Origin of the sequence: Rhodococcus sp. T2V, from assembly GCF_029269925.1 — a bacterium.
GTDB lineage: Bacteria > Actinomycetota > Actinomycetes > Mycobacteriales > Mycobacteriaceae > Rhodococcus_F > Rhodococcus_F koreensis.
The window spans coordinates 37,592-61,711 of sequence record NZ_JARJBD010000063.1 but is presented as its reverse complement, the minus strand read 5'-3'; the positions used below and the strand labels follow the sequence as shown (position 1 = coordinate 61,711).

Here is a 24,120-nt window from a genome sequence, read left to right as displayed (position 1 = left end):
GCCCCGTCGACCCCGACGTGTAAATCACATACGCCGGATGATCCACCGACAACGCCCGTGTCCGATCGGCATCGGTCACCGCATCCGCCGGATAGGCGGCAACGGCCGACATGAATTCTTCGTCGTCGAGTACCAACCACAATGTCGAATCCGGCAAACCGGCCCGCAATGCCGCGGTCGTGATACCGATCGGCGCACCACAATCCTCCAGCATGAACGCGATGCGGTCAGCCGGATAGCCCGGATCGACCGGAACGAACGCCGCCCCCGACTTCGCCACCGCCCACACGCTCGACACCGACTCCCTCGACCGCGGCAACGCCAACGCCACCATGACCTCCGGGCCGACCTGGAGGTCGATCAGGAGACGGGCGAGCCGGTTCGACGTCTCGTCCAGGGCGCGGTAGCTGAGGGTATCGGCGGATGGCCCGGGCGCGATGAGGGCGTCGCCGTCCGGGTTGCTGCGGACGGCGTCGGCGAGCAGATCCGGCAGCGTGACCGGTGCGAATCCGGCGCGTCCGGTGGCCGGAACCAGGCTGCGGCGTTCGTCGTCGTCGAGGATCTCGAGGTCGCCGATCAGGCGCGGGGCGCCGGTGTCGGAGGTGAGGAAGGCGCCGAGGAACCGGGTGAAGCGGGCGTGGTGGGCGTGGAGGGCGTCTGCGGAGTACAGGTCCGGGTTGGCCTCGAGGTCGAGGTTCAGGCTGGTGCCGGCGACGCCGTGGTAGACGTTGACGGCGAGGTCGCTGATGGGGCCGGTGGACAGCAGTTCGAGGCGGCCGACGATGCTGCCGAGGGTGATCTCGGTGTGGAACAGCATGACGTTGATCAGTGGGCCGTAGAAGCCCTGATGACCGGTGGCGGCGTCGCCCCGGATGTCGATGTGCGGGTACCGCTGGTGCCGGAGCGCCGCGGTGACCTCCAACCGGACCGCTGCCACCAGATCGGCGTTCGTCATGTCCGGGCGCACGTGCAGGCGAAGCGGGACGACATTGGACACCATGCCGCCGGAGCGGCGGAGCAGCGCGGTGGTGCGCGCGGTGACCGGCAGACTGACCGCGACCTCTTCGCGTCCGGTCATCCGGGCGAGGTAAGCGGCGAAGGCGGCGATGACTTCGAAGGCGGCCGACGAGTCGTGGCGGTTCGTCGCGGCGTCGAGGTGGTCGACGAGGCGGCCGGGGATCTGGCCGCCCGTCGTGCGGCTGCGTGCCCGCGCGGGGGCGGTCCGGTCGACGAGGCTGTGCGGTTCGCCGAGGGTCGATACCCGCTCGGACCAGTACTCCCGGTCGGCGAGGTAGCGCGACGACGTCCGGTAGTCGTCATCGACGCGGGCGACGTCGGTGAGGTCGGCGGCCTTGGACGGCGCCACACCGCGCCCCTCGACGGCCGCGGTGTACAGCTCCGCGGTCCGGTCGACGAGCGTCACCGAGCCCATGCCGTCGAGTGCGACGTGGTGCACGCGGCAGTACCAGTAGTGGTGGTTCGGCCCGATCCGCAGGACCGCCGAGGTCACCAGCCGGTCGCGGCACACGTCGAGCGGGGTGGTGTACTCCCGCCGCATCCACTCCGTGGCCGCCGCCCTCGGATCGGGCTCGTGCTGCAGGTCGACCAACCTGACCGATGCCTCCAGCGTCGGATCGATCAGCTGGTAGGGAACTCCGTCGACCTCGACGAGGCGGAGGAAGGCGGAGCCGAGTTCGCGGCCCGCGGCGATCAGCGACTCCGACAGCAGCGGGACGTCGAGGGCACCCACCAGTTCGACGCACTGCGCGATGTTGACGGGCACTGCGGGATCGAGCTGCTGGGCGAACCACATGCCCCGCTGAGCGGCGGAGAGCGGAAATGCACCGTCCGGAATGCGACCTTCCGCGGTCACGTCACCACCCGGTACAGCTTCGACCACCTTGTTCGTCCTCTTCCCACTCCGGCGGTGGGAAGAACCCACCGGCCACCCAAGAAACTCATAGTGACCCGCGAACCTGGGAATTTACCGAACCTTACCCTGGAGTACGCTTCAGGTTCCTATCGGACGAGCGGTTCGGACCGTTTCAACGTGTCTCACGATGTGGACATCTCGGGCATATTCCCATGTACATCACGTTTGTCGGCGGTCTACGTAGAACTGCCCCACGCCTTCCGGAGAAGGAATGGGGCAGCGGTCGGCCGGGAGCTATCCGGCGGCCACACCCTTGATCCGGGCGATCCGGTTCCGCAGCCCCCACTGGGTGACCTTGAGGAGGGCCTCGCGGACGATCCCGCCGCTCATCTTGGATTCGCCGATCTCCCGCTCCGTGAACGTGATCGGAACCTCACGGACCGTGAAGCCCTCCTGAATGGCCCGCCACGCCAGGTCCACCTGGAAGCAGTAGCCGTGCGACTCCACCGCGGCGAGGTCGAGCTTCTCGAGCACCTCACGGCGGTATGCGCGGTACCCGCCTGTGATGTCCTTGATCTTCACGCCGAGGGCCAGCCGTGAGTAGATGTTCCCGCCGCGTGACAGCCACTCGCGGTGTTTCGGCCAGTTGACCACCGTGCCGCCCGGCACGTACCGCGACCCGAGGACGAGGTCGGCACCGGCATCGACCTGGTCGAGCAGGCGATGCAACTGTTCCGGGGCATGGCTGCCGTCGGCGTCCATTTCGACGAGGACGGTGTAGTCGCGGTCCAGGCCCCACCGGAAGCCGGCGATGTAGGCGGCGCCCAGTCCGTTCTTCTCCGTCCGGTGCATCACGTGGATGCGACCGGCGTCGTCGCTCGACGCGAGGGCATCCGCGACGTCTCCGGTGCCGTCGGGGCTGCCGTCGTCGACGACGAGAACGTGCGTCCGCGGCAGCGCCGTATGCAGGCGACGCACGATCGGGCCGAGATTCTCCCGCTCGTCATACGTCGGAATGATCACCAGAGTCCGTGCGCTCGGTGCCCCGCTCCGCCCGGAATCGGTCTCCGATGCCATGAGGATCCTCCCTGCCGGCGTCTGCCGGCGCCTTCTCGGTACTGCTGTGACTCAGTGTGCGAACGGTGCGTCGTCGTTGCACCACGGCGAACGCGACGGCAGCGACGGCGCCGAGACAGAGAAGAATCTCCGGAATCGGGCCGAGCCGACTAGCCAGCGTAGTACCGGTGCTCAGCGGCACCTGCGACACCAAGGCCGCGGGGACGAAGAGCGGGGTTTCCGCCACCGTGGACCCGTCGGGTCCGATGATCGCGCTCACACCGCTGGTGGCGGCCACGACGACGGCGCGCCCGTGCTCCACGGCCCGCACCTTCGACATGGCCAGTTGCTGGTAGGTCATTTCGGTGTCGCCGAACGTGGCGTTGTTGGTGGGGACCGCGAGGAGTTCGGCGCCGCTGCGCACCGACTGCTCGAACGCCCGGTCGAAGGCGACCTCGTAGCAGGTCGCGACGCCGACCGCGATCCCGTTCGCGTGGACGACGCCGTCACCGTCGCCGGGAACGAAGTTTCCGGCGCGGTCGGCGTACGAGGAGAAGTGCCGGAAGAATCCGCGGTACGGCAGGTATTCGCCGAACGGCTGGATGATCTTCTTGTCGTGCCGCTCCTGCGGTCCGGCGTCGCCGTCCCACACGATCACCGAATTGGTGGTGGTGCGGTCGGAGTTCACGAGCACCGCGCCCACCAGGATGGGTGCGCCGATCGCCTCGGACGCGCGGGAGATGTCCGCGGCGGCGTCGGCGTTGCGCAGCGGGTCGATGTCGGATGCGTTCTCGGGCCAGACGACGAGGTCGGGTTGCGGCGCCGCGCCCGACGCCACGTCGTCGGCGAGTTCGAGGGTGCGGTTCACGTGATTGTCGAGGACGCGTTTGCGTTGGTCGTTGAAATCGAGACCGAGTTTGGGGACGCTGCCCTGGATCGCGGCGACGGTGATCGTCCGGTCGCCCGAGTCCATTCCCGGCAGTGCCGGCCACAGCGCGAGGGAGACGACCGTCGCGGCGAGCGCGGCGACCAGACCGCCTGCGAGCGGCCGCACCCAGTTCGTGGCGCCGCCCGCCCGGGCCCGCACCGTCACGGCGACGGACGCCAGTCCGGCGCCGGTCAACGCGACGGCGAAGCTGACCAGCGGGGAACCCCCGATGCTCGCGAGCGGCAGGAACCAGCCCTCCGACTGGCCGAACGCCAACCGCCCCCAGGGGAAGCCGCCGAACGGCACGCTCGCCCGCAGCCATTCCGTCAGCGACCAGCACGCCGCGATCCACAGCGGCGCCCAGCGCAGCCGGGAGACCAGCACGGCGAGTAAACCGAACAGTCCGATGAACAGCGACTCGACCGCTGCGAGCGCGAGCCACGGGAGGGCGCCGACGAACACCCCGATCCACGGGAGCAGCGGCACGAGAAAACCGAGTCCCGCGAGGTAGCCGTAGCCGAAGCCCGCGCGCAGCCGCGGCGCCGCGCCGCCGGCACCGGTGAGGACGAGCGTCAACAGGGCGATGCCGACGGGAGCGAGAAACCACAGGGGGCGGGGCGGAAATCCGGCGAAGACGAGGAATCCCGCGGCCACCGACAGGACGGAGCGCACGAGCACGCCCCGCCTTCCGGTGGTCCAGCGTGCCGTCGTGCTACCGCTCATGGACGACGCTCCCCCGGTGAACCGAACGCAGCAGGACCGGCGTGGGTGCGTCGTCCTCGAGACGCGGCAGGGCGGGCACCCGGGACCGGGGATCGGTCGACCACCGCTGCACGGAATCCTGGGGTGCACTGACCACCAGTTCGCCCGCATCCCACACGGCGTACGACGCCGGCGCACCCGGAGCGAGCGTCCCGGCGAGCCCGTCGCGGACCCCGCCGGCACGCCACGCACCGCGGGTGGCGGCCGAGAACGCGGCGCGCGGGGAGATCCCGCTGCCGGGTGTGCGGTGGTGGACGGCCGCGCGCAGCATCGCCCAGGGTTCGACCGGGGTGACGGGTGCGTCGGAGCTCAGTGCGAGCGACACCCCGGCGGAGGCGGCGGCGGCGAACGGGTTGAGGGTGACGGCACGCTCGGTTCCGAGGCGCTGCGCGTACAGGCCGTCGGTTCCGCCCCACAGCGCGTCGAATGCGGGCTGGACGCTGGCGATCACACCCCACTGCGCCAGCCGCGCCGCGTCGTCACCGGTCATCATTTCGGCGTGCTCGAGTCGGTGCCCGGCGGCCGCGACCGCGGGACCGCCCAACTCGTCGGCGACGACGGCGAACGCGTCGACCGCGGCCCGGACGGCGGCGTCGCCGATGACGTGGAACCCGGCCTGGATGCCGGCGATCGTGCAGGCGCGCACGTGCGCGGCGATCTCGTCGACTCCGAGGTAGCTCTTGCCGGTGCCGCCGTCCAGGTCCGCATAGGGTTCGCTGAGCCACGCCGTGTGCGAGCCGAGGGATCCGTCGATGAACAGGTCGCCGCCCAGCGCGTGCGCGCCGGTGGCGTCGAGCAACTTCCTGGCCTCGTCGGCGTCGGTGACCGCCTCACCCCAGTAGCCGCGGACCTCGACGCCGTGCGGGGTGGCGAGGAGTTCACGGAAATCGTCGAGTCCGGCGATGTCGGGTCCGCCGCACTCGTGGACCGCGACGATGCCGCGCGAGGCGATGGCATCGAGGGCGGCGACGCGGGCGGCGGACCGCTGCCCGCCCGTCAGCAGCGAGCGGGCGACGGTGCGGGCGGCGTGGTGCGCCTCGAAGGTCAGCGGCCCCTCGGACGAGAACCCCGAGGTCTCGCTCAGATCCGGGATCGACCGGCGCAGGGCCGTCGAGCACACGGCCGAGTGGACGTCGATCCGGGACAGGTACACGGTGCGTCCGGGGGCGGCCTCGTCGAGTTGCGCCGTGGTCGGGCCCGTGCCTTCCGGCCACGCCGATTCGTCCCAGCCGTGTCCCCAGATGACCGCGTCGGAATGGGTGCGGGCGAAGGACGCGAGCCGGTCGAGGCACTCGCGGAGCGAACCGACCCCCACCAGGTCGAGTCCGACGATGTTCAGGCCGAGCGCCGTGACGTGCACGTGGGTGTCGACGAACGCCGGTGTGACGAACGCCCCGCCGAGGTCGACCACCTCGGCGCCGGGGTGCAGCGCGCGGGCCGCGCGGTCGTCGCCGACCCACGACACGACGCCGTCGGTCACTGCCATCGACGTGGCGTCTGGAGCAAAGGAACTGTAGATTCGGCCGCCGACCAGCAGTTGTGTAGTCACAGGCAACCAGTCTGCCTGTTAGGGCAGAACGCGGGGATCACGGGTCGGGGTTCGGGGGTCCTCGTCGATCACTTCGCCGTCGAAGACCTCGTCGACCACCTCTCCCTCGATCACCTCGCCGCGACCGCGCCGGGGCGCCCGCGCGAAGGCCTCGGCCCCGGCCGCGACGGTCGCGGCGCGGCGGCCCGCCAGCAGGACCACGACGGGCCGGAGGGCCCACCGGGTGGGGGGAATGAGGAAGAGCAGTCCGAGCACCGAGGTGACCAGGCCGGGAACGAACATCAGGGCGGAGCCCAGCGCGACGAGCGCACCGTCCGCGACCGCGGCCCCCGGGGATCCGTCGCCGCCCGCCGCCCGGCGCAGGCCGTCCATCACACGACGCCACTGCGACCGCATCAGCAGCAGTCCGATCAGCGTTCCCCCGAGCAGGAGGAGCACCGTCCACAGCACGCCGATCGCGTGACCGACCAGGACGAGAGCGGCGATCTCCACCACTACGTACAGCAGGAACAGTGCGGCGTACATGACGCCCCCTTTCGGACGGCCGGTTCATCGAGGGTCTGGGGTCAACCGTCTGCTCGTTCAACGTTCGACGGCGCCGATTTTCTCCCGGCTGCAGATATCGAAGCGAGCACGATGCTAAACCTCAAGTTGACATTGAGACTCTCAGCATGATGCAGTTCACTGCGATGGGGGTCTTCCGATCCCGCGCACAACGAGGAGCCGAAATGACTCGTTCCACAGTCTTCCGCCGAGCCGCAATCGTTCTCGCGTCCGCAGCCGCCTTCGGCATGCTGTCTTCGGGACCGGCGTCGGCAGCACCGGTCGCCGACTTCGCACAGGGCGCCGCCGAACTGCAGGCGCTGGCCACCGAGGTCTCCCCCGCCGCGACCGCCGCCGTCGACGCGCTTCTCGGCGCCAGCGTGTTCATCCCGAAGGACGTGCTCGAAGTCGGACTCACCACGCCCCAGGACTTCATGTACCCGTCCCCCACCCTCGGGTGCGGCGTCGCCGACAAACCCGCGACTGTCACGCTGGCCAGCGCCCAGGGCGGACCGAACCTCTTCCCCCAGATCAGCGCGAACCAACTCCGCTTCCAGGCAATCCCCGCCTACGTCGCGATCCCGCAATCGTCCGAACTCAGCGTCGCGTGGATCAACCTGACCACGTTCCAAGGCGGCATCGTGAAACTCGACGACAAACTGCCGATCTTGGGCACCCCGCTGCTGTCGAAGATCGTCGACACCGGCAGGGGCACGGTTCTCGCGACGATGTTCGGCACCGTCGGCTACGCCGACGCGGTCACGTGCACGGTGGTCCCGACCGTCGGCACCTTCACCGTCTGACGGCAATACGCTTCCCCACCCGCCGGCCTACGAGCCGGGTCGCACGAGGCCCGTCTCGTAGGCCAGCACCACTGCCTGCACCCGGTCGCGGACGTTCAACTTGGTGAGGATTCGGCCCACGTGCGATTTGATGGTCGACTCCGAGAGGAACAGCTGAGCCGCGATCTCCGTGTTCGACAGCCCGGTGGCGACCAACTGCAGCACCTCCCGCTCACGCTCGGTCAGCACGTCGAGGACCTCCGGGTCGCGCAGCGGCGCCGGACCGTCGTCGAGGAACCTCGCCAGCAGCCGCCGGGTCACCTTCGGCGACACCACGGCATCCCCCGCGGCCACGCTGCGAATGGCCGAGACCAGGTCTTCCGACGGCGTGTCCTTGAGCAGGAACCCGCTGGCTCCCGCCCGCAACGCACCCATGGCGTGCTCGTCGAGGTCGAACGTGGTCATCACCAGCACGCGGCTCGCGACCCCGGACTCCAGGATCTGGGCGGTCGCGCTCACCCCGTCCACCACCGGCATGCGGACGTCCATCAACACCACATCGGGTTCGAGTTTGCGGACCGCGGCGACAGCGGCCGCGCCGTCGCTCGCCTCACCGACGACGGTGATGTCGTCCTGGGCGTCGAGCACCATGTTGAGGCCCATCCGCATCAGTTCCTGGTCGTCGACGAGTAGCACGGTGATCGGCACAGCGCCAACCTAACACCGCGCTCCGGGTGCGCGCGCAGCCCGCGGGACCGGGCGGTCACGAGTGGATAACCAAACCAAGACCTCCATTAGCCCTGGCATACGCTCGAAGTCTGCCTATGATCGAGTCGGCGGACAGTGGGAGAGCCCAGGGATCGGGGTGTCCAGATGCGAATCGCGGATGTGTTGCGGAACAAGGGTCCCGCCGTGGTAACGGTGGATCCGGATATGCCGGTCAGCACCCTGATCGGCGAACTCGCCCGGCACAACGTCGGAGCGCTGGTGGTCACGGAGAACGACGCCGTCGTCGGGATCGTCACCGAACGCGACATCGTGCGCCGCATCCACGAACGCGGCCCCGACATCCTGAATGCGCGGGTCGTGGACATCATGACCACGTCGGTGTTCGCCTGCCTGCCGACCGACACCGTGGACAGTCTCGCCGAGACCATGACCGAACGCCGGATCCGGCACCTACCGGTGATCGTCGACGGCCAGTTGGTCGGCATCGTCAGCATCGGCGACGTGGTGAAGAGCCGGATCGGCGAGTTGCAGACCGAACGCGACCAGCTCGAGTCCTACATCGACCACGGCTGAGTGAGGACCCCATGCCCCTGTTCGTCGTGGAGTACACGTACAGCCCCGAGACGTCGGCCCTTCGTGACGATCACCGAACACAGCACCGTGCGTGGCTCTCCGAACTTCTCCGTCGCAAGATCATGCGCTCGAGCGGGCCTCTCGCGAGCGGCCACGGTGCGCTGTTCATAGTCGACGCCGAGGACGAGGACGCGGTCGCCCGCGTGTTCGCACACGATCCGTTCGCCGAGGAGAATCTGGTGGCGAACGTGCAGATCCGCGAATGGTCGCCCGCGATGGGCGAATTCAGCGAATAACACGCCGGGAACCATCGGCGGCGGGCGGTCCCGCGGCCTGGGGACTCAACCCGCGGAACCTGGACCGGGTGTGCCACCGGTTGCGCCTCCGACCCTGCGCCGTCGATTTCCCGTCAATCGGCGCCGCTAAACACTCAGCACTCGCACGACCTCGTCACGTTCGGGTTCGGTGGCTGCGCGGCGCGCTCGCCTGCCCTCTACGATGTCGCGGTGTCTACAGGATTGCTGAACCCGCCGCTCGATCGGTCCACCCCGCCGCCGGTCGCGAACTCGTACCGGGCGCCGGCGATCCTCGCCGCATCCGGCGCTGTGGCGGCGGCCGTGCTGTTCTGGGTCGTGTCCGGCAGCCTCACCGACGATGCCTACATCAGCCTGTCGGCTGCCCGGAACCTGGCCGTCCACGGCGAGTGGGCGATCGTGCACGGCCTGACCGCGAACACGTCGACCTCCCCGCTGAACGTGCTGGCGCTCGGCGCGCTGACGTTTCTGACCCGGTTGTGGGGCCCGGGCGATCCGCTGCTCGCACTCGGAATGCTCAACGTCGCGGTCACCGCACTGCTGGGGTGGGTGCTGGCCCGGATCGGCCGGCGGCTCGGACTCGGACCGTTCTGGGCTGTCCTCGGCGGTGCGCTGGTGGTGTTCAACCCGTTCGTGTTGTCGGCGGTCGGGCTCGAGGTGCTGTTGATCCCTGCCGCGATCGCGGTGATGGTGTGGTTCGCGCTCGACGGCCGGGCCGCGTGGTTCGGTGCGGCCGCGGGGATGGCGGCGCTGGTACGTCTGGACCTGCTCGTGTTCGTTCTCGTTATCGCGGCCCTGTCGCCGGCGATTCGCGGCCAGGTGCGTCAGGCCCTCGGGGGCTTCGCCGCGATCGCCGCGCCGTGGTACCTGTTCAGCTGGCTCGTCCTCGGTTCGGCCCTTCCCGACACCTTTCTGATCAAGCAGGGCCAGGCCTCCGACGTGGGTGGCTACAACTACCTCACCGGCCCGGTCATGTACTTCGAGTCCAACCCGTGGCGGACCGTCGCCGCATTCGGGCCCGCAGCACTCGGACTCGTCCTGCTTCTCCTCGCACTCTTCTCGTACGCCCGCTACCGGACGCGACCGCTGCCGGTGCCGGTGCCGGGAGCGGTGCTCGCGCTCGGGCTGTCCGGCGCCCTCTACTACGGCGCCTACGTCGTCCTCGACACCGTGCCGTACCACTGGTACTACGTGGCGCCCGCGACGACACTGGCGATGTTCGCCGTCCTCGCCGCCGGCATCCATTGGACGACATCTCGCGACAAGACGGACCGCGCCGCCGTCGGTGCGCTGGCCGCTGCGCTCGCCGTGCTGGGCGCCGGCGCGGTGTATTTCGACGTCGAGGGCGGTCTTCCGTGGGAGGCACCGCCCATTTTCGGTAACTGGGCGAGCGCGCACGACTACGAGCGGGTCGGCCGTGCGGTCGGGACGCTCGTCGGGGACGCACCGGTCCGGTCGCCGGGTGAGATCGGCACGCTGGCGTACTTCTGTGAATGCGTGATCGTCGACGAGTTCTCCGACCGCGGATTGGTGGTCGAGGACCGGTTGGTGCCGCGCCTCGCCGAGGCTTCCGAGCCGGCGCGCACGCTGCTGCGCGCGAACTACGCCTTCTTCGATTACCGGCTGGCGCCGGTAGATCCCGCCTTCGACCTCCGGTACGGGGAGGGTCGCGGTCCCGGCGGGCCGATGTCGTGGGAGGTGTTCTCGGCGGCCCGCGGAGTCGGCCACTTCACCCTGGTGCCGCTCGCCGCCGGCTGAGGCCCTGTGGAACGTCGTCGACGACGTCCGCGACCCGGGAGTCACCGATGAAGGTCGGGATCATGCGCCCTCCGGGCGCCGCGCCGCGTCGAGTCGCTGAAGCAGGGCGCGTGCGCCGTCGAGGAACAGTTCGAGCGCGTCGGGATACGCACTGCGGTCGGAGAGTTCCACCAGAAGTCCCGCGGTCGCCGCGATGTTCGGGTGGGTCTCAGCAGGCAGTTGGGTGTAGGACGATCGCCACAGTTCCCGGTCGGACTGGCGGACGTCGTCGGGTAGCGCGAGTTCGGCGCCGTCGAGTGCGGCGAACGCCAGCATCTGATCCACGAACGCGCGGTAGAGGCGAACAGCTGCACCGTCGGGAAAACCCGCCTCGCGCAGTATTCCGAGAATCGTGTCGACTGCGGCTTGCTCGGAGGCGCGGCCGCTGACTCTGCTGGCCGACAGGACTGCCGCCTGCGGGTGGTCCAAATATGCCGCATGCGAACGTATTCCGAGTGCGTACAGGTCCCGCCACCAGTCCCCCGTGGGTTCCCACCCGTGAAACGACCGGCCGATCAGCTCGTCGGCGATCGCCAGCGTCAGGTCGTCGATGCCGCGAAAGTACCGGTACAGGGTGCTCGGGTCGGCCCCCAGCGCAGCCCCGAGACGGCGGGCGGACAACCCTGCGCTGCCGTGATGCCGCAGCAATCGCAGCGCCGTCTCGATGATCGCCTGCTCCGACAGAACCACCCCCTGTTTCGTCGGCCTGCGCCTCCTCCTGGGCGAATCCGAGACCATCTGCTTCGCCAATTCCGTGGCTCCTTCCCTCGCACTTGCCTTATGCCAACACCGTTGACCAGGTCGACACCGACAGTGTTGCATGTCACAGGCAGGGAGCGAAAGCCCAGGCACCGGGCATGACAAGTCCGGGTCGGCGCGTGGCATCGCACCCTTCCCACCCTTCGAGCGAAAGCGACGCAGATGGCAACAGTGAACGACGGCGCGGCCGGCGCGCCCAGGGCGACGACCTTCCGCAAATCCCTCGGCGTCATGGACGGCATTGCGATCGCCGCCTCGAGTACCGCGGCGACGACCAGCATCGGTGTCGGATTGGGAGTCGTCGCCGCCGTGGTCGGGCTCCAGATGCCGGTGGTGCTGTTGCTGGCCTTCGTCCCCATTCTGGGAATTGCCAGCGGATATGCCCGGCTCAACCGGGTCGAACCCAATTGCGGCAACAGCTACGTCTGGGTGGGCCGCAGCCTCAGTCCGTGGCTGGGCTTCCTCACCGGCTGGATGGCCATCGTCGCCGTCGTGGTGTTCATGGCCTACACCACCGCCATCGCCGGGTCGGCGATCCTGCAGCTCGGCGGCATGTCCGGCGTGCACAGTGTCGCCGGACTCCCGCTCGATCCCGATTCCACACTGCAGTCGACGCTGCTGGGACTCACCATTCTGGGAGCGGTGACGTTCACCGCCGTCCGCGGCGTCGCGGTGGCGGCACGACTGCAGAAGTACCTCTTGGTCTTCGAGTACGTCGTGCTGATCGGATTCTGCGTGTACGGGCTGTTCGCCGGGAGCCAGCCGTTCACATTCTCCTGGTTCAACCCCTTCGCGATTCCGTCGTTCGCCGTGCTGGCGCAGGGCATGGTGATCGCGGTCTTCTTCTACTGGGGTTTCGAAGCGGCGTTCAGCGTGAGCGAGGAGGTGCGCGATCCGCGCGACGCGTCCCGCGCCGGCGTGGTCACCGTCTTCATGGTGCTCGGCTTGTTCCTGCTCGGCGCGGTGGCGTTCCAGCGCGTCCTCACCCCGGCAGAACTCGCGGACAACGGGACCGTCGGACTCGCGTATCTCGGCGAGGCGCTCGCCGCTCAGCCGCTGGCCGCGCTCCCCGTGGTGGCGCTGATGTTCTCCGTCGTCGCGTCCCTCCAGGCCACCGTGATACCCAGTGCCCGTGGACTGTTCGCGATGGGCAGGGACCGCACCCTCGGCCCGGTGTGGACCCGTGTCCATTCCCGTTACGGAACCCCGGCGGCCGGCACCGTGCTGCTCGGCGGCATCTCCGCCGTGGTCGCGCTACTGGCCACGGTCATCCCCAAACTGAGCGATCTTCTCGGTGCGGGCATCAGTTCGATCGGACTGGTGGTCGCACTCTGGTACGGCTTGACGGCACTCGCGGCCGCTGTGCGGTTCCGCGGACTCCTACGGGAACATCCGTGGGAGGGATTGCGCGCGGTCGTGTTTCCCGCGCTCAGTGCCCTGGTGTTGCTGGCGCTCGGCGGATATCTGGGCTGGATTTTCTACACCTCGGCCGATCATCTCGAGATCAGCGCGACCAACGGGTGGTTTCAGCTGCTGTTCCCGGTTCTCGTCGTGATCTCCGGACTGATGGTGGCCGCGCACGCGAAATGGGTCCGCCGATCGCCCTATTTCGTCACCGGCCGCGGAACCGACGCCGACGACGCGAGCCTGCTCGGTGCACCCGCCGAGGTCGCCGTCACCACCCGATCCTGACCATCGCACCGCCGCGTGCACCGAATACCGGCGAAAGCCATTCCCGACAGGAGATTCTCGATGTCAGCACGACCCGCAGATCTGGTCTTCACCGGCGGATCGATTGCCACCCTCGATCCGGCGCGCCGCCGAGCCACGACGGTCGCCGTCACCGGGGGCCGGATATCGGCCGTCGGCCACGACGAGGTCCGGGACCTGATCGGCGCCCGCACCGAGATCGTCGACCTCGCCGGCAGGCTCCTGCTGCCCGGCTTCCAGGACGCGCACATCCATCCGGTGGTGGCGGGCCTCGAGTATGCCCGCTGCAACCTCACCGGCACCAGCGATGCCGGGTCCACCCTCGCTGCCGTCCGCAGCTATGCCGACGCACACCCGGAACTGCCGTGGATCGTGGGCGGCGGGTGGTCGATGGAGGCGTTCGACGGAGGCACACCCACTGCACAACTCCTCGACACCGTCGTGCGGGACCGGCCGGCGTTCCTGCCCAATCGCGACCACCACGGGGCGTGGGCGAACACGAGGGCCCTGACCATCGCCGGCATCACCCGGGATACTCCCGATCCCGTCGGCGGCCGCATCGAACGCGACGCGGACGGCGAGCCGACCGGCATGCTCCAGGAGTCCGCGATGGAGCTGGTCGGCCGCCACACCCCGCAGCACACCCCCGACGATCGGCTCGCGGCGCTGCTCCACGCGCAGCAGCACCTGCATTCGCTCGGCATCACCGCCTGGCAGGACGCACTGCTCGGTGACACCTCCGGCATCTCCGACGTCTCGGACGCCTACCTGACCGCGGCCGGCGACGGCTCCCTCACCGCGCGGGTGGCGGGCGCCCTGTGGTGGGATCGCGGCCAGGGATCCGAGCAGATCCCCGACCTGCTCGGCCGACGTGCTCGTCTCCGCGTCGGGAGGATGCGGGCCGACACCGTGAAAATCATGCTCGACGGTGTCGCCGAATCCCACACCGCGGCGATGATATCGCCGTATCTGGATGGATGTGGCTGTGCGACCGCACATTCCGGCACGAGCTTCGTCGACCCGGACGAACTGCGAGGCTACGTCACCGAGCTCGACGCCCTCGGATTCCAGGTGCATTTCCACGCGCTCGGCGACCGTGCCGTGCGTGACGCGCTGGACGCGGTCGAGGCCGCCAGGACCGCGAACGGATTCCGCGACACCCGCCCACACCTCGCCCACGTGCAGGTCGTGGACCCCGACGACATCCCCCGCTTCCGCGCGCTCGGAGCCACCGCCAACATGCAACCGCTGTGGGCAGCCCACGAACCGCAGATGGACGAGCTCACTATCCCGTTCCTCGGCGACGAACGGACCCGGCGGCAGTATCCCTTCGGCTCCTTGCTGCGCTCGGGTGCGACGCTGGCGGCCGGCAGCGACTGGCCGGTCAGCAGTGCCGACCCGCTCCACGGGATCCACGTCGCGGTCAATCGGGTTCTGCCGGGCCGGAACGGGCAGGGACGCCCAGTTTTCCTCCCGAAGCAACGGATCGACCTCACGTCCGCACTCACCGCCTACACCGCCGGGTCCGCATATGTGAACCACCTCGACGACACGGGGAGTATCGAGGTGGGCAAGCTCGCCGACCTGGTAGTCCTCGACCGGGATCCGTTCACCGGGCCCGCCGACATGATCGCGGAGACCCGGGCCGTCCTGACCTATGTGGGTGGCGACCGGGTCTACGCGGCACCGGACGCCTGATGTCTCCCCTCCGCAGGCGGCGCCACCCTGCGGCCCGGTCGCCGATCGGCGACCCTCGTGGCGCCGATCGGCATCCGCGACCACACTGGAGTTGTCCCGCCGAAGTCAGGAGACAGTGATGGGCGACAACAGGCCGTTCGGCTTCGACCCCGACGATCTCGACCGCGTGATCCGTGAGGCCGGCGAGGAATTGCAGGGCGTCAAGGACCGGATCGTCCGGTTCCTGGAGCAGGCGGATTCCCAGATCCCGTGGACCGGCGTGTTCGCGGACTTCGCCCGGCCGCCACGCGCCGCGTCGAAACCGGAGACGACCGGAGAGACCGGCGACGGCGTGTGGGCGATCTACACCGTCGACGGCGAGGGCGTCGCCCGCGTCGAGCAGGTGTACGCCACCGAACTCGATGCCCTCCGCGCGCACAAGCACAACACCGATCCCCACCGGTCGGTACGATTCCTCCCCTACGGCGTCACCGTCAGCGTCCTCGACCAGCAAGAGGAGCCGACGCCGCGGGAAACGGAGTAATTGCGCGGACCTCGGCTTCGTCGGATCTCGGTCCGGCCCAACGCTGCCTCGGGAGGCATGTCACCACGACGCTGCTCCGGAACCATGCGCCGCGAAAAAAACTGGAGTGGGGTCGGTCAGGGTGTGACGATGGGGAAGCTCGGATCGAAGTCGTCGAGCACCGCAGCGACCGCAGACAGAGCGCCGGCGTCGCCGTCCAGAGTCACCATTCCCGCCTGCTCGAGTTCGGTCGCGGACGCCGGCGTCAGCAACACAGCCACAAGGGCCTTCTTCGGACCCGACACAGTCAGCTGGGTGTCGGGGGACGACCCTGCCCGGGCGTTGAGAACTCCCCGGGCGATCCGCATCGTCCAGTGCGCGTGTTCGTCGGTGAAGCTGAAATCGATGCGGATGTCGGCGTCCGCGGCCTTCTCACCGATGACATGTACTGCGGCGAAGTCGAAGAGGATGTCGAGGGGCATCGCCAGGATCGTGTCCTCGCTCGCCGTGACGTACGCGGGCGGGAGTGGGCCCTCGCGCAGTTCCTTGGCGGCACTGAGGAAGATGCCCCGCCACTGAGGCCCCTCGGCCTGGTACCCCATCTGCTCGTACGCGTCTGCCTGCAACTGCCGCGCCTCGGTGTTGTCCGGCTGCGCGAACACCAGCTTGTGGAGGATCTCCACCGCCCAGCGGTAGTCGCCGGCGTCGAAGGCGCGGCGCCCTTCGGCGAGGATGTTGTCGGCCCCGGCGAACGCGACGAACCGGGTCGCCGATTCGACCGGTGGGTGCGGATGCAGCGATACCGGATCGCCGTCCCACATCCCGAGTTCCTTCGTGTAGACCGCGCGGACGTCGTGATGAAGTGTGCCGTGGTAGCCACGGTTGGCCCAGTTACGGCGCAGCTCGTCCGGCAGTTCGATGACCTCGGCCGCCTCGAGCGGGGTGTATCCCTTGTTCGCCAGCCGCAACGATTGATCGTGAATGTATTTGTATGTGTCGCGCTGGGATTCGATGAATGCGGCGATATTCGCGTTGCCCCAGACGGGCCAGGTGTGCGGCCCGTGGTGCACCTGGGCCAGATCACCCCACCGTTCGAGGGTCTCGTCGAGGTAGCGAGCAAAGTTGCGGGCGTCCCGGGTGCGGGCACCGCGCAGCGTCTGAATGTTGTGGAGCGAATGGTTGGCGTTCTCGGCGCAGGTCAGCGCCGCCAGCTGCGGAATCCAGATGTGCATTTCCTCCGGCGCCTCGATGTCGGGCGCGTAGAGGAACTCGAATTCGATCCCGGCAATCTCGCGCTTCGCCCCTGTCGTGGTAATCAGGTCGGTTGGCGAAATGTACGAGACGGTCGGGCCGTGTGTGCTGGCGATGCCGATCCCGCAGCTGACGGTGCCCTTGGGATCGAAGTCGAGAAGTCCGCCGAAGGCGTAGAAACTGCGCCGCGCCATCGCGTTTCCGGCGATCACGTTCTCCCCGATCGCATACTTGTCGAACTGGTGACCGGGCGCGATGATCGGCACTTTTCCGGACGCGACGTCGGCCGCGTCGACCACCCCCTTCACGCCTCCGTAGTGGTCGATGTGGGTGTGCGTGTAGATGACCGCCGCCACCGGCTTGTCGCTGACGTGCTCGCGAATCAGCGCCATCGCCTGGCGGGCGGATTCCACCCCTGCCATGCAGTCGATGACCACCAGCCCGTTCCCGCCCTCGACGACGGTGAGGTTGGCGATGTCGTTGTTGCGGACCTGATACAGACCGGGCACCACCTCGAACAGTCCGCCCCGCGCGATCAGCTGGCTCTGCCGCCACAGGCTCGGATTGACCGTATTCGGGGGTGGTGCGTCGTCGGTGAGGTAGTCGAACTCGGTCGGGTCGAAGATGACCGAGCCGTCGGCACCGACGACATTCCCCGGCAGTTCGGCGATCAAGCCGCGACGGGAGTCGGTGAAGTCCTGCCGGTTGTCCATGTCGTACAGCTGCACGGCGGCTGCGTTGATCTCGGCGGTAATCGGCGTCGCGTCTTTCGGGCTCTGGCACACAGGGTCCCCTCTCCGAGCACTACGCATGCTCTCCGTGCTGGGCATTACCCCGAACTTCCCCGCAACACGACGCGACTGCCTCACCCACCGGGATGAGAATGACAAACACGACCCGGGACCAGATGCGGATATTCCAACGGATCGTCGTCCGAACAGGCTTATCAGGGGCGGGGTGCGCCGATGAGTTGGTGGTGGGCGAGTTCGCGGTAGAGCTCGCTGGTGGACAGGAATTCGTCGTGGGTGCCGACCGCGTGCACACGACCGCGGTCGAGGACGATGATCTGGTCGGCGTTCTTCACCGTCGCGAGCCGATGCGCGACGATGATTACGGTCTGCTCGACGGCGGTGGGTCGAGTGCGGTCTGGAGGATCTCCTCGTTGCGGCTGTCGAGGCTCGAGGTCGGCTCGTCCAACTGCAGCAACGCGGGCTGCGCCAGCAGGGCGCGGACGATCGCCAACCGTTGCCGTTCCCCGCCGGAAAGCCGGATCCCGTTTTCCCCGATCTGTGCGTCCAGACCCTCGGCCTCCGTGTCGATCCGACCGAGCAGGTTGACGGTATCCAGGACGGCCCGGAAGTGCTCGTCGCTCGCGTGCGGGGCGCCGAGTATCAGGTTCTCGCGGACACTGCCCGACAGCGCCGGTGCGTGCTGCTCGACGTACCCGAGGTGGGCGCGCAGCACGGTGCGGGGCAAGTCGGTGATGTCAACCCCGGCGATCTCGATCCGGCCCACACCGAGGTCGTAGAACCGTTCGATGAGGGCGAGAAGGGTGGACTTGCCGGCACCGGACAGGCCGACGATCGCGGTCCGCGACCCACGCGGCACGCGGCACGCGAATGAGGAAGAGGTCCAAGGGCGGCTGGTCGAGGTTCTGAACGTGAGGCTTGCGAGCGAAGCAGTCCCATTGATGCACCGCACCACGGCCGGAGAGCGATTCGGACCAGTCCGGCTCATCGAGCGCGACTCCGATTTCGCCGTCGTATTCGCTGGAGATACGACCCGTTGGGCGGTTCTTGTTCAACCAGGCGGAAATTCACCGAAAGCATCCCTCGTTCTCGGGGTACCCAATCCCCGTGTCAGCTTCGGTCGCTCGTTTCGAGCCTCGCACTTGGAGCGGTTGACCATCCATCAATCCGGCGACCCGTCCGTCGCGAGGGAACCACCAGAGGCCGGATGGATGGCGCTGTCCGGAATCGCTGCCGAAGGCGTGTCTCAGTTCGAAGTGAGGTCTTCGCTCGCCGTAACCCTTGCCAGCGGCGAGACAATCCCCATCCACATCCAAGCGTGCGGCCCGAGCGCCCGAGATGACGAGCCCCTGCCGGGCAAGGCGCTGTCGGGTAGGCGTCGGGCAAGACGGTGGGGCTATCTGATCCATCGGATCCAGCCGGGCACGTTTGCGGGCGATCAACTTCGTCGCCTTATTGGTGCATGCGCTTGAGAGCCGACGGCGGGAATCCGTAGTGACGTTTGAAGGCACGAGTGAATGTGTCCGGGTCCGCGAAACCGCTTGTGATAGCTGACTGGAGGACGCTGAGCCCGGCGCTCAGTTCGTTGTGGGCACGTCTGAGGCGAGTACGACGAATATAGGTGCCGGGTGACTCGTTCAGATGCTCGGCGAAGACTTTGTACACCTGCCGCACAGAGACATGCAGTGCGCGCCCGAGGTTTTCCACGGTCAGCGTCGGGTCGGTCAGGTTGTCGTCGATGTAGGAACGCATCGCCACGGCCAGCGCATGACCTTCGAGCCTGAGAGGCGTCCTGGACTCCAGGGGCAGCAGAGCGGCTCGAAGCAACGTCGTAGCCGCATCCGCCAGCATCTCGTTTTCCATCGAACCGGTTCGCGGTGGTACCTGCGGGTCGACCGACAGCAGCAAATTCTGCAGCGCGAGCAAACTTGTCGACGGCGGCAGCGCCGACGCCGTGATGTCAGCGAACGAATGCCCGGTCGTGGGGACAGTCCCACGCGGCACCTGCAGCACGATTTCGCTCATCCGACCGGGAAAGGACAGCGTGTAGGGCGCGGACGCGTCGTAGAGAGAAGCCCGACCCCTGCTGAGAATCGCCTCGCGGTCGTGCTGCAGCACGCGTCCGCTACCGATTCGGTGAATCGAGAGCAACAGGTCATCTCGCGGATGGTGTGCGATCGTGGTCGCGGAACGGACCACTTCCGAACCGTCACTGGCCACACGAGTTATCGAAACACTCGAGGTGAGTTCCACCCGGTCGAGGGTCGCTGCAAATCTGGTTGCAGGTGTGCGCACCCGCAGCGGTACGAAGGCATTGCTGCATGCCTCTGCCCACTCGGTGGCGGATTGCGCTCGCACGTGAGCCATGTCCCCGAGCATAAACACTCTTCGGCTGATACAGAACGCTCCATCGAGTTGCCAACGTGTTACCACAGAAGTACGCCCGATGCCGCATGAAGGAAGCGTCGAATCCGCAGATGGAAGGCGTGCACGAATCGTCGGATGCGATGCAGGAAACATCGAGAACAGACCGCCGATGGCTCCTTATGGTCGAAGCAAGCACGGTACATCGACCGCGCAACACCCCCTCGAAGGAGGCAGACGTGTCCGACTACACGAAGACATTCCGAGCAGCCGCCGTCCAGGCCGAACCGGTTTGGAACGACGTCGACGGAGGCATCGACAAGACCATTGTCTTGGCGTCGCAGGCAGCGTCCGAAGGTGCAGACATCATCGCTTTTCCTGAAGTCTGGATCCCGGGATACCCGTGGTTTCTGTGGCTCGATTCGGTCGCGTGGCAGTCCCCATTCGTCCGGCCCTACGTCGACAACTCCATCGAGGTCGGTAGTGCCCAGTTCGCACGAATCGAGAAGGCAGCCCGTGATGCAGGCATCGCAATTTCGCTGGGTTTCAGCGAACGCGAACACGGATCCCTCTACATCTCCCAAGCCTTCATCGACAGACACGGCGTCACCAAGACCGTTCGTCGCAAGCTCAAGCCCACGCACGTCGAACGAACCATGTTCGGAGAGGGCGACGGGTCGGACATCCAGGTCATCGACACCGAACTTGGTCGAGTAGGCGCGCTCAACTGCTGGGAACATCTGCAACCGCTGGCAAAGTACGCAATGTTCTCCCAAAATGAACAGCTTCACGTAGCAGCGTGGCCCAGCTTCTCGATTTTCGAGGGCGTGGTCAACGCCCTGGGTCCAGAAGTGAACGTCGGTGCCGCCCGTCAGTACGCCGTCGAGGGACAGACCTTCGTCCTCTCACCGACCGGCCTGATCGGCGAAGCCGGCCAGGCACTCGTGGCCGACACCGAACTCAAGAGGCAGTTCTTGGCGCTCGGGGGTGGACATGCCCGCATTTTCGGCCCCGACGGCCGTGATCTAGCCGAACCGCTGGCTCCGACCGAAGAAGGCATTCTCTACGCGGACATCGATTACGCCGCCATCCTCGCAGCAAAGAATGCGGCCGACCCGGTGGGCCACTATTCGCGTCCCGACGTGTTCCGGCTGTACTTCGACAACACGCGCAAATCGAGGGTCGTCAACCGCCCGCTGTCTCCGGCAGCCGAACCGTCCGAATCCGAGCTCGCCCAGATCCTCGAAGGATAGGAAGGCACCATGATGACGCAGCCAGATCATTCACCCACCGACTCATCTTCGACGGACCCTCAGCCATCACTGTACGAACGGTTGGGTGGATACGACGCCATCTACATATTCGCTGCAGAAGCCCTCAAAAAGGGAATGGCACATCCCGATATCGGCCACATCTGGGCGCACATGTCCGAGTCGACGTTCTACAAGGAGCACATCAACTTCGTCGACTTCCTCTCCGCGCAATGGGGCGGCAATGTTCGCTATCGCGGACGGGACATGCTCACCGCCCACCGGGGCATGGGGTTGACCGAAGTCCACTGGAACGCCATGTTCGACTGTCTTTACGAGTGCTACGACCAGTTTGGTCTACCACAAGGACTTCGAGACGAGATCGATGCCTCGTTCAACAAGTACAAACCCGCGATCGTGGGCAGTCCTTCCTACCGCGACGTCGTCCTCGAACATCCCGAAATTGACGTCACCAAGGGAATGAAGAGTGTCGGTGTCATGTGGCCCAGCCGAAGAGACGCCGCCGCAGCGGCGGCCGCCAACGTGCTGCCGGATTGAGTCGACAGCAACGAACCACTGGCACGCCTGCCGATCCGATCGTATAGCCGCCGAGACCTGTCATGGTCTTCGGCGGTTACGTTCAAACGTTGGGCGGACGCATCCATGCGTTGAACCGGGCGACTCAGGCCCGGCGGTCGTCGGTAGCCGACATCCACCCACCGAGGCAACCGCATACCGTCACGGTCATCGGTCCGCGAGGGGTGAGGCGCGCGATCCAAGCCGCCGCCGCCCCCTTCGACGGCATGGTCTGTGCTTCGGAGGGGGTATGCACGACGCCGTCAGACACGCGTCAATGCCTCCCCCATCGTGCGGTTGAGGGTGCTGAGCGAGCGGACGGCACTGCGAACCGGCCCGGGTGTGGTCGTCGACTGCAGCATGACGTCGAGTGCCGACGTTTCGGTGAGTTTCTCTGGAGGCTCTACGTGCTCGCCGGAGAGTGCGCGTTTGACGTCGGCGACGGTTGCCTGGGTGACGTCGGCTGCTTGGCGCAATGCCGTCGCGGTCCCCTGCGACGGCCCGCTGTCCGGTTCGCCGCGAGAGGCGCTGACCCCTGCCCGGGCGAGTGCATGAGACGACCGACTACCGGCCGTCATGATCCGCAACAACCGTTTCGCTCCCCGACGGGTCCGCGTCGTCGGCCCCATTTCCAGGGGTTTGCCCGCCGTGACAAGATCCTTCAGCGCGTTGTCCAGCTTCCGGATGTCGGCGACGAGGTCAGATTCGCGGCCTGGATGGGCGACGGCTCCGATAGCGGTGTCGATGATGGCAGTCATCTGATCGAGGTAGTCGTCGATCTTCGAGATCAGCGTCGATCGCGTTCCGGTGGAGAAGATGAAGCACGCCGCCGCTATTCCGACGATTCCCCCGGCCGCCGTTTCGTAGATGCGCAGTTCGAGTACCTCGATGCTGAACGTGCCGAGCAGCCCGTACAGCATCGCGAGCATGACGGTGACGAAGAAGGACAGCAATGCGTAGGCAACCGTGACGAGGTAGAACGCGAAGAAGACGCAGACAACGAGCAGGAGCAGCTGCACTGGCTGGTTGTTTCCGACCAACGCGGACAACAACACTCCTGCAAGAACTCCCGCGATGGTGCCGACGACGCGGTGGCCTGCGCGCGAGAGAATCTCACCGCGGGTCGACGCTCCGGTGAAGACGAGGAACGCCGTCAGGACCGCCCAATACCAGCGGTCGGGCGAGATCAGCTCACCGAGAATCGTTGCAGCGCTGGTCGCGACGGCTACCTGGATCGCGGCTTTGGTGCTCGGATTCCATCCGGTGTCCGCCTCGTCGGCCTCGTCCGGCTTCGTCCTCGGCCCCGATTCTGTTCGCAGGGCATTGTGGGTGATGTGATGGATCGCGATGTGTGCCCGCACTGCCCGCATCGCGAGGGCGGTCGCGATTCCCTCCGGTGTCGATGGATCGGACTTGTCTGCGGCCGCGGCGGCGAGGCGTCGGGCGGCGCGGAGTTGGTCGTCCGACGGATTGTTCTGCAGGCACGAACCCAGCGCCGTGGTCGCCTGCCCCAGCGCATTCGGCCACGACTTGTTCGGGTCGAGCGCCCACAGCGCGCTGACGAGTTGTTCGGTCGCGATCTGCGCGTCGAAGATACGAACGGACAGATCATCGTTGGTGACGCTCAGGAGCTGGGCTGCATCGTTGCGGTCGAGCCAGTCGTCGATCATCAGCGCGGTACTTCCGAGCCGGTCGAGCTTCTTGCGGAGCAGATCGAGATTCCGATCACCCCTGCGCGACGCCACCTCCAGCACGTCGATCGACGCGGCCCGCAGCGCCCGAACCAACCGTGTGACTTCGAGCCCGGGCCGGTCCGGCACGATCACCGTACGGACGAGGAGCGAGATACCCACGCCGGCGACGATCGACACGGCGAGGACGGGAATCTGCCCAGGCTCCGCCCGAAGGAACAGCGCGAAGAAGTAGCAGATGAACGCAACCATCCCGAGCGCCGTCCCTCGCGGGCCGTAGCGCCGCACCCAGACGGCCGCGAAGAGCACCGCGATGAAGCCCACATCGGCGACCTTCCCGAACTGCGACAGCACGGCGGACATCGACACCGCTGCGATTGCGGGGAACACGAGCAGCAGTGTCGTGATCACCCTGCCGTGCTGATCCCTGTCCTTGACCGCCGCCGAGGACTGCATCGCGACGACCGTCCCGAGCAGCGCGACGGTGAGTGGCTGGCCGATCGCGTTGAAGCCCGGCAGCAGCACCACCATCGCGAGCACGACGGTGATCGTCGTGGCAGTTGCGGCCCGGAGCCGCAGCCTGCCGGGATCGGAGACCGCGAGAAAACGGACTGTCTCCTGTACGAACCGAAAAGCCATTCACCGATTGTGCGCCTTCGGCACC

21 protein-coding genes are annotated in these 24,120 nt (G+C 67.3%); 9 read left to right on the top strand and 12 right to left on the bottom strand.

Annotation, left to right across the window (positions count from 1 at the left end; translation table 11 throughout):
- The 5 genes from P3H15_RS36810 to P3H15_RS36790 form a co-directional block, all read right to left on the bottom strand.
- On the bottom strand, nt 1–1,900 hold a 1,900-nt coding region (locus tag P3H15_RS36810; RefSeq protein WP_276141753.1), incomplete at its 3' end, for a condensation domain-containing protein.
- A 267-nt stretch (nt 1,901–2,167) separates the two neighbouring features.
- Nucleotides 2,168–2,950: a polyprenol monophosphomannose synthase gene (locus P3H15_RS36805; RefSeq protein WP_276141752.1), complete on the bottom strand. Its 783-nt coding sequence runs from the start codon at nt 2,948–2,950 to the stop codon at nt 2,168–2,170.
- A complete protein-coding gene (lnt, locus tag P3H15_RS36800) occupies nt 2,877–4,580 on the bottom strand; it encodes an apolipoprotein N-acyltransferase (protein WP_276141751.1) in 1,704 nt (567 codons plus the stop codon). Before lnt ends, P3H15_RS36805 begins: the two co-directional genes overlap by 74 nt.
- Nucleotides 4,570–6,174: an amidohydrolase gene (locus P3H15_RS36795; RefSeq protein WP_276141750.1), complete on the bottom strand. Its 1,605-nt coding sequence runs from the start codon at nt 6,172–6,174 to the stop codon at nt 4,570–4,572. The genes lnt and P3H15_RS36795 overlap by 11 nt, the downstream gene beginning before the upstream one ends.
- Nucleotides 6,175–6,186: 12 nt before the next feature.
- A complete protein-coding gene (locus P3H15_RS36790) occupies nt 6,187–6,693 on the bottom strand; it encodes an FxsA family protein (protein ID WP_276141749.1) in 507 nt (168 codons plus the stop codon).
- A gap of 203 nt (nt 6,694–6,896) precedes the next feature.
- On the opposite strand from P3H15_RS36790, the gene P3H15_RS36785 reads away from it, so the two are divergent.
- Nucleotides 6,897–7,514 carry a hypothetical protein gene (locus P3H15_RS36785; protein ID WP_276141748.1) on the top strand — a complete coding sequence of 206 codons (618 nt, stop codon included), beginning with the start codon at nt 6,897–6,899 and terminating at the stop codon, nt 7,512–7,514.
- 27 nt (nt 7,515–7,541) lie between these two features.
- On the opposite strand, the gene P3H15_RS36780 is transcribed toward P3H15_RS36785, so the two are convergent.
- Nucleotides 7,542–8,201, bottom strand: a complete 660-nt coding sequence (locus P3H15_RS36780; RefSeq protein ID WP_124393470.1) for a response regulator transcription factor — start codon at nt 8,199–8,201, stop codon at nt 7,542–7,544.
- A gap of 165 nt (nt 8,202–8,366) precedes the next feature.
- Between P3H15_RS36780 and P3H15_RS36775 the strand changes: the two genes are divergently transcribed.
- The 3 genes from P3H15_RS36775 (at nt 8,367) to P3H15_RS36765 (ending at nt 10,867) form a co-directional block, all read left to right on the top strand.
- On the top strand, nt 8,367–8,795 hold the full coding sequence (locus tag P3H15_RS36775; RefSeq protein WP_072946198.1) for a CBS domain-containing protein: 429 nt from the start codon (nt 8,367–8,369) through the stop codon (nt 8,793–8,795).
- Between the two features lie 11 nt (nt 8,796–8,806).
- Nucleotides 8,807–9,091 carry a YciI family protein gene (locus tag P3H15_RS36770; RefSeq protein ID WP_072946196.1) on the top strand — a complete coding sequence of 95 codons (285 nt, stop codon included), beginning with the start codon at nt 8,807–8,809 and terminating at the stop codon, nt 9,089–9,091.
- A 210-nt stretch (nt 9,092–9,301) separates the two neighbouring features.
- Nucleotides 9,302–10,867, top strand: coding sequence for a hypothetical protein (locus tag P3H15_RS36765; protein WP_276141747.1), 1,566 nt, complete (start codon nt 9,302–9,304; stop codon nt 10,865–10,867).
- A gap of 60 nt (nt 10,868–10,927) precedes the next feature.
- On the opposite strand, the gene P3H15_RS36760 is transcribed toward P3H15_RS36765, so the two are convergent.
- Nucleotides 10,928–11,656 carry a helix-turn-helix domain-containing protein gene (locus P3H15_RS36760; protein ID WP_346348816.1) on the bottom strand — a complete coding sequence of 243 codons (729 nt, stop codon included), beginning with the start codon at nt 11,654–11,656 and terminating at the stop codon, nt 10,928–10,930.
- Between the two features lie 171 nt (nt 11,657–11,827).
- Between P3H15_RS36760 and P3H15_RS36755 the strand changes: the two genes are divergently transcribed.
- The 3 genes from P3H15_RS36755 (at nt 11,828) to P3H15_RS36745 (ending at nt 15,596) form a co-directional block, all read left to right on the top strand.
- On the top strand, nt 11,828–13,357 hold the full coding sequence (locus tag P3H15_RS36755) for an APC family permease (protein ID WP_276141745.1): 1,530 nt from the start codon (nt 11,828–11,830) through the stop codon (nt 13,355–13,357).
- A 60-nt stretch (nt 13,358–13,417) separates the two neighbouring features.
- The gene (locus tag P3H15_RS36750) at nt 13,418–15,073 is read left to right on the top strand and encodes an amidohydrolase (protein WP_276141744.1); all 1,656 of its coding nucleotides are present in this window, start codon (nt 13,418–13,420) and stop codon (nt 15,071–15,073) included.
- A gap of 118 nt (nt 15,074–15,191) precedes the next feature.
- Nucleotides 15,192–15,596 (top strand): hypothetical protein, encoded by a 405-nt coding sequence (locus tag P3H15_RS36745; protein ID WP_276141743.1) that lies wholly within the window; start codon nt 15,192–15,194, stop codon nt 15,594–15,596.
- Between the two features lie 116 nt (nt 15,597–15,712).
- Here P3H15_RS36745 and P3H15_RS36740 read toward each other — a convergent pair whose 3' ends face one another.
- From P3H15_RS36740 to P3H15_RS36725, 4 genes are all read right to left on the bottom strand, one after another.
- On the bottom strand, nt 15,713–17,611 hold the full coding sequence (locus tag P3H15_RS36740; RefSeq protein ID WP_276141742.1) for an alkyl/aryl-sulfatase: 1,899 nt from the start codon (nt 17,609–17,611) through the stop codon (nt 15,713–15,715).
- A 161-nt stretch (nt 17,612–17,772) separates the two neighbouring features.
- Nucleotides 17,773–17,910: a hypothetical protein gene (locus P3H15_RS36735; RefSeq protein WP_276141741.1), complete on the bottom strand. Its 138-nt coding sequence runs from the start codon at nt 17,908–17,910 to the stop codon at nt 17,773–17,775.
- Between the two features lie 26 nt (nt 17,911–17,936).
- Nucleotides 17,937–18,434 carry an ABC transporter ATP-binding protein gene (locus P3H15_RS36730; RefSeq protein WP_276141740.1) on the bottom strand — a complete coding sequence of 166 codons (498 nt, stop codon included), beginning with the start codon at nt 18,432–18,434 and terminating at the stop codon, nt 17,937–17,939.
- Nucleotides 18,435–19,027: 593 nt separating this feature from the next.
- Nucleotides 19,028–19,942 carry a helix-turn-helix domain-containing protein gene (locus P3H15_RS36725; protein ID WP_276141739.1) on the bottom strand — a complete coding sequence of 305 codons (915 nt, stop codon included), beginning with the start codon at nt 19,940–19,942 and terminating at the stop codon, nt 19,028–19,030.
- 236 nt (nt 19,943–20,178) lie between these two features.
- On the opposite strand from P3H15_RS36725, the gene P3H15_RS36720 reads away from it, so the two are divergent.
- Entirely contained in the window at nt 20,179–21,192 is a 1,014-nt protein-coding gene (locus P3H15_RS36720; RefSeq protein ID WP_276141738.1) for a carbon-nitrogen hydrolase family protein, read from the top strand.
- 9 nt (nt 21,193–21,201) lie between these two features.
- Nucleotides 21,202–21,747 carry a group 1 truncated hemoglobin gene (locus tag P3H15_RS36715; protein ID WP_276141737.1) on the top strand — a complete coding sequence of 182 codons (546 nt, stop codon included), beginning with the start codon at nt 21,202–21,204 and terminating at the stop codon, nt 21,745–21,747.
- 281 nt (nt 21,748–22,028) lie between these two features.
- Here P3H15_RS36715 and P3H15_RS36710 read toward each other — a convergent pair whose 3' ends face one another.
- The gene (locus tag P3H15_RS36710) at nt 22,029–24,095 is read right to left on the bottom strand and encodes an FUSC family protein (RefSeq protein WP_276141736.1); all 2,067 of its coding nucleotides are present in this window, start codon (nt 24,093–24,095) and stop codon (nt 22,029–22,031) included.
- Between the last annotated feature and the right edge of the window lie 25 nt (nt 24,096–24,120).

What these genes read in the sequence shown, in the direction of transcription:
- P3H15_RS36805 (WP_276141752.1), bottom strand. Translation starts at nt 2,950, where the DNA reads ATGGCATCGGAGACCGATTCCGGGCGGAGCGGGGCACCGAGCGCACGG.
- lnt (WP_276141751.1), bottom strand. Translation starts at nt 4,580, where the DNA reads ATGAGCGGTAGCACGACGGCACGCTGGACCACCGGAAGGCGGGGCGTG.
- P3H15_RS36790 (WP_276141749.1), bottom strand. Translation starts at nt 6,693, where the DNA reads ATGTACGCCGCACTGTTCCTGCTGTACGTAGTGGTGGAGATCGCCGCT.
- P3H15_RS36785 (WP_276141748.1), top strand. Translation starts at nt 6,897, where the DNA reads ATGACTCGTTCCACAGTCTTCCGCCGAGCCGCAATCGTTCTCGCGTCC.
- P3H15_RS36775 (WP_072946198.1), top strand. Translation starts at nt 8,367, where the DNA reads ATGCGAATCGCGGATGTGTTGCGGAACAAGGGTCCCGCCGTGGTAACG.
- P3H15_RS36770 (WP_072946196.1), top strand. Translation starts at nt 8,807, where the DNA reads ATGCCCCTGTTCGTCGTGGAGTACACGTACAGCCCCGAGACGTCGGCC.
- P3H15_RS36755 (WP_276141745.1), top strand. Translation starts at nt 11,828, where the DNA reads ATGGCAACAGTGAACGACGGCGCGGCCGGCGCGCCCAGGGCGACGACC.
- P3H15_RS36750 (WP_276141744.1), top strand. Translation starts at nt 13,418, where the DNA reads ATGTCAGCACGACCCGCAGATCTGGTCTTCACCGGCGGATCGATTGCC.
- P3H15_RS36745 (WP_276141743.1), top strand. Translation starts at nt 15,192, where the DNA reads ATGGGCGACAACAGGCCGTTCGGCTTCGACCCCGACGATCTCGACCGC.
- P3H15_RS36725 (WP_276141739.1), bottom strand. Translation starts at nt 19,942, where the DNA reads ATGGCTCACGTGCGAGCGCAATCCGCCACCGAGTGGGCAGAGGCATGC.
- P3H15_RS36715 (WP_276141737.1), top strand. Translation starts at nt 21,202, where the DNA reads ATGATGACGCAGCCAGATCATTCACCCACCGACTCATCTTCGACGGAC.
- P3H15_RS36710 (WP_276141736.1), bottom strand. Translation starts at nt 24,095, where the DNA reads ATGGCTTTTCGGTTCGTACAGGAGACAGTCCGTTTTCTCGCGGTCTCC.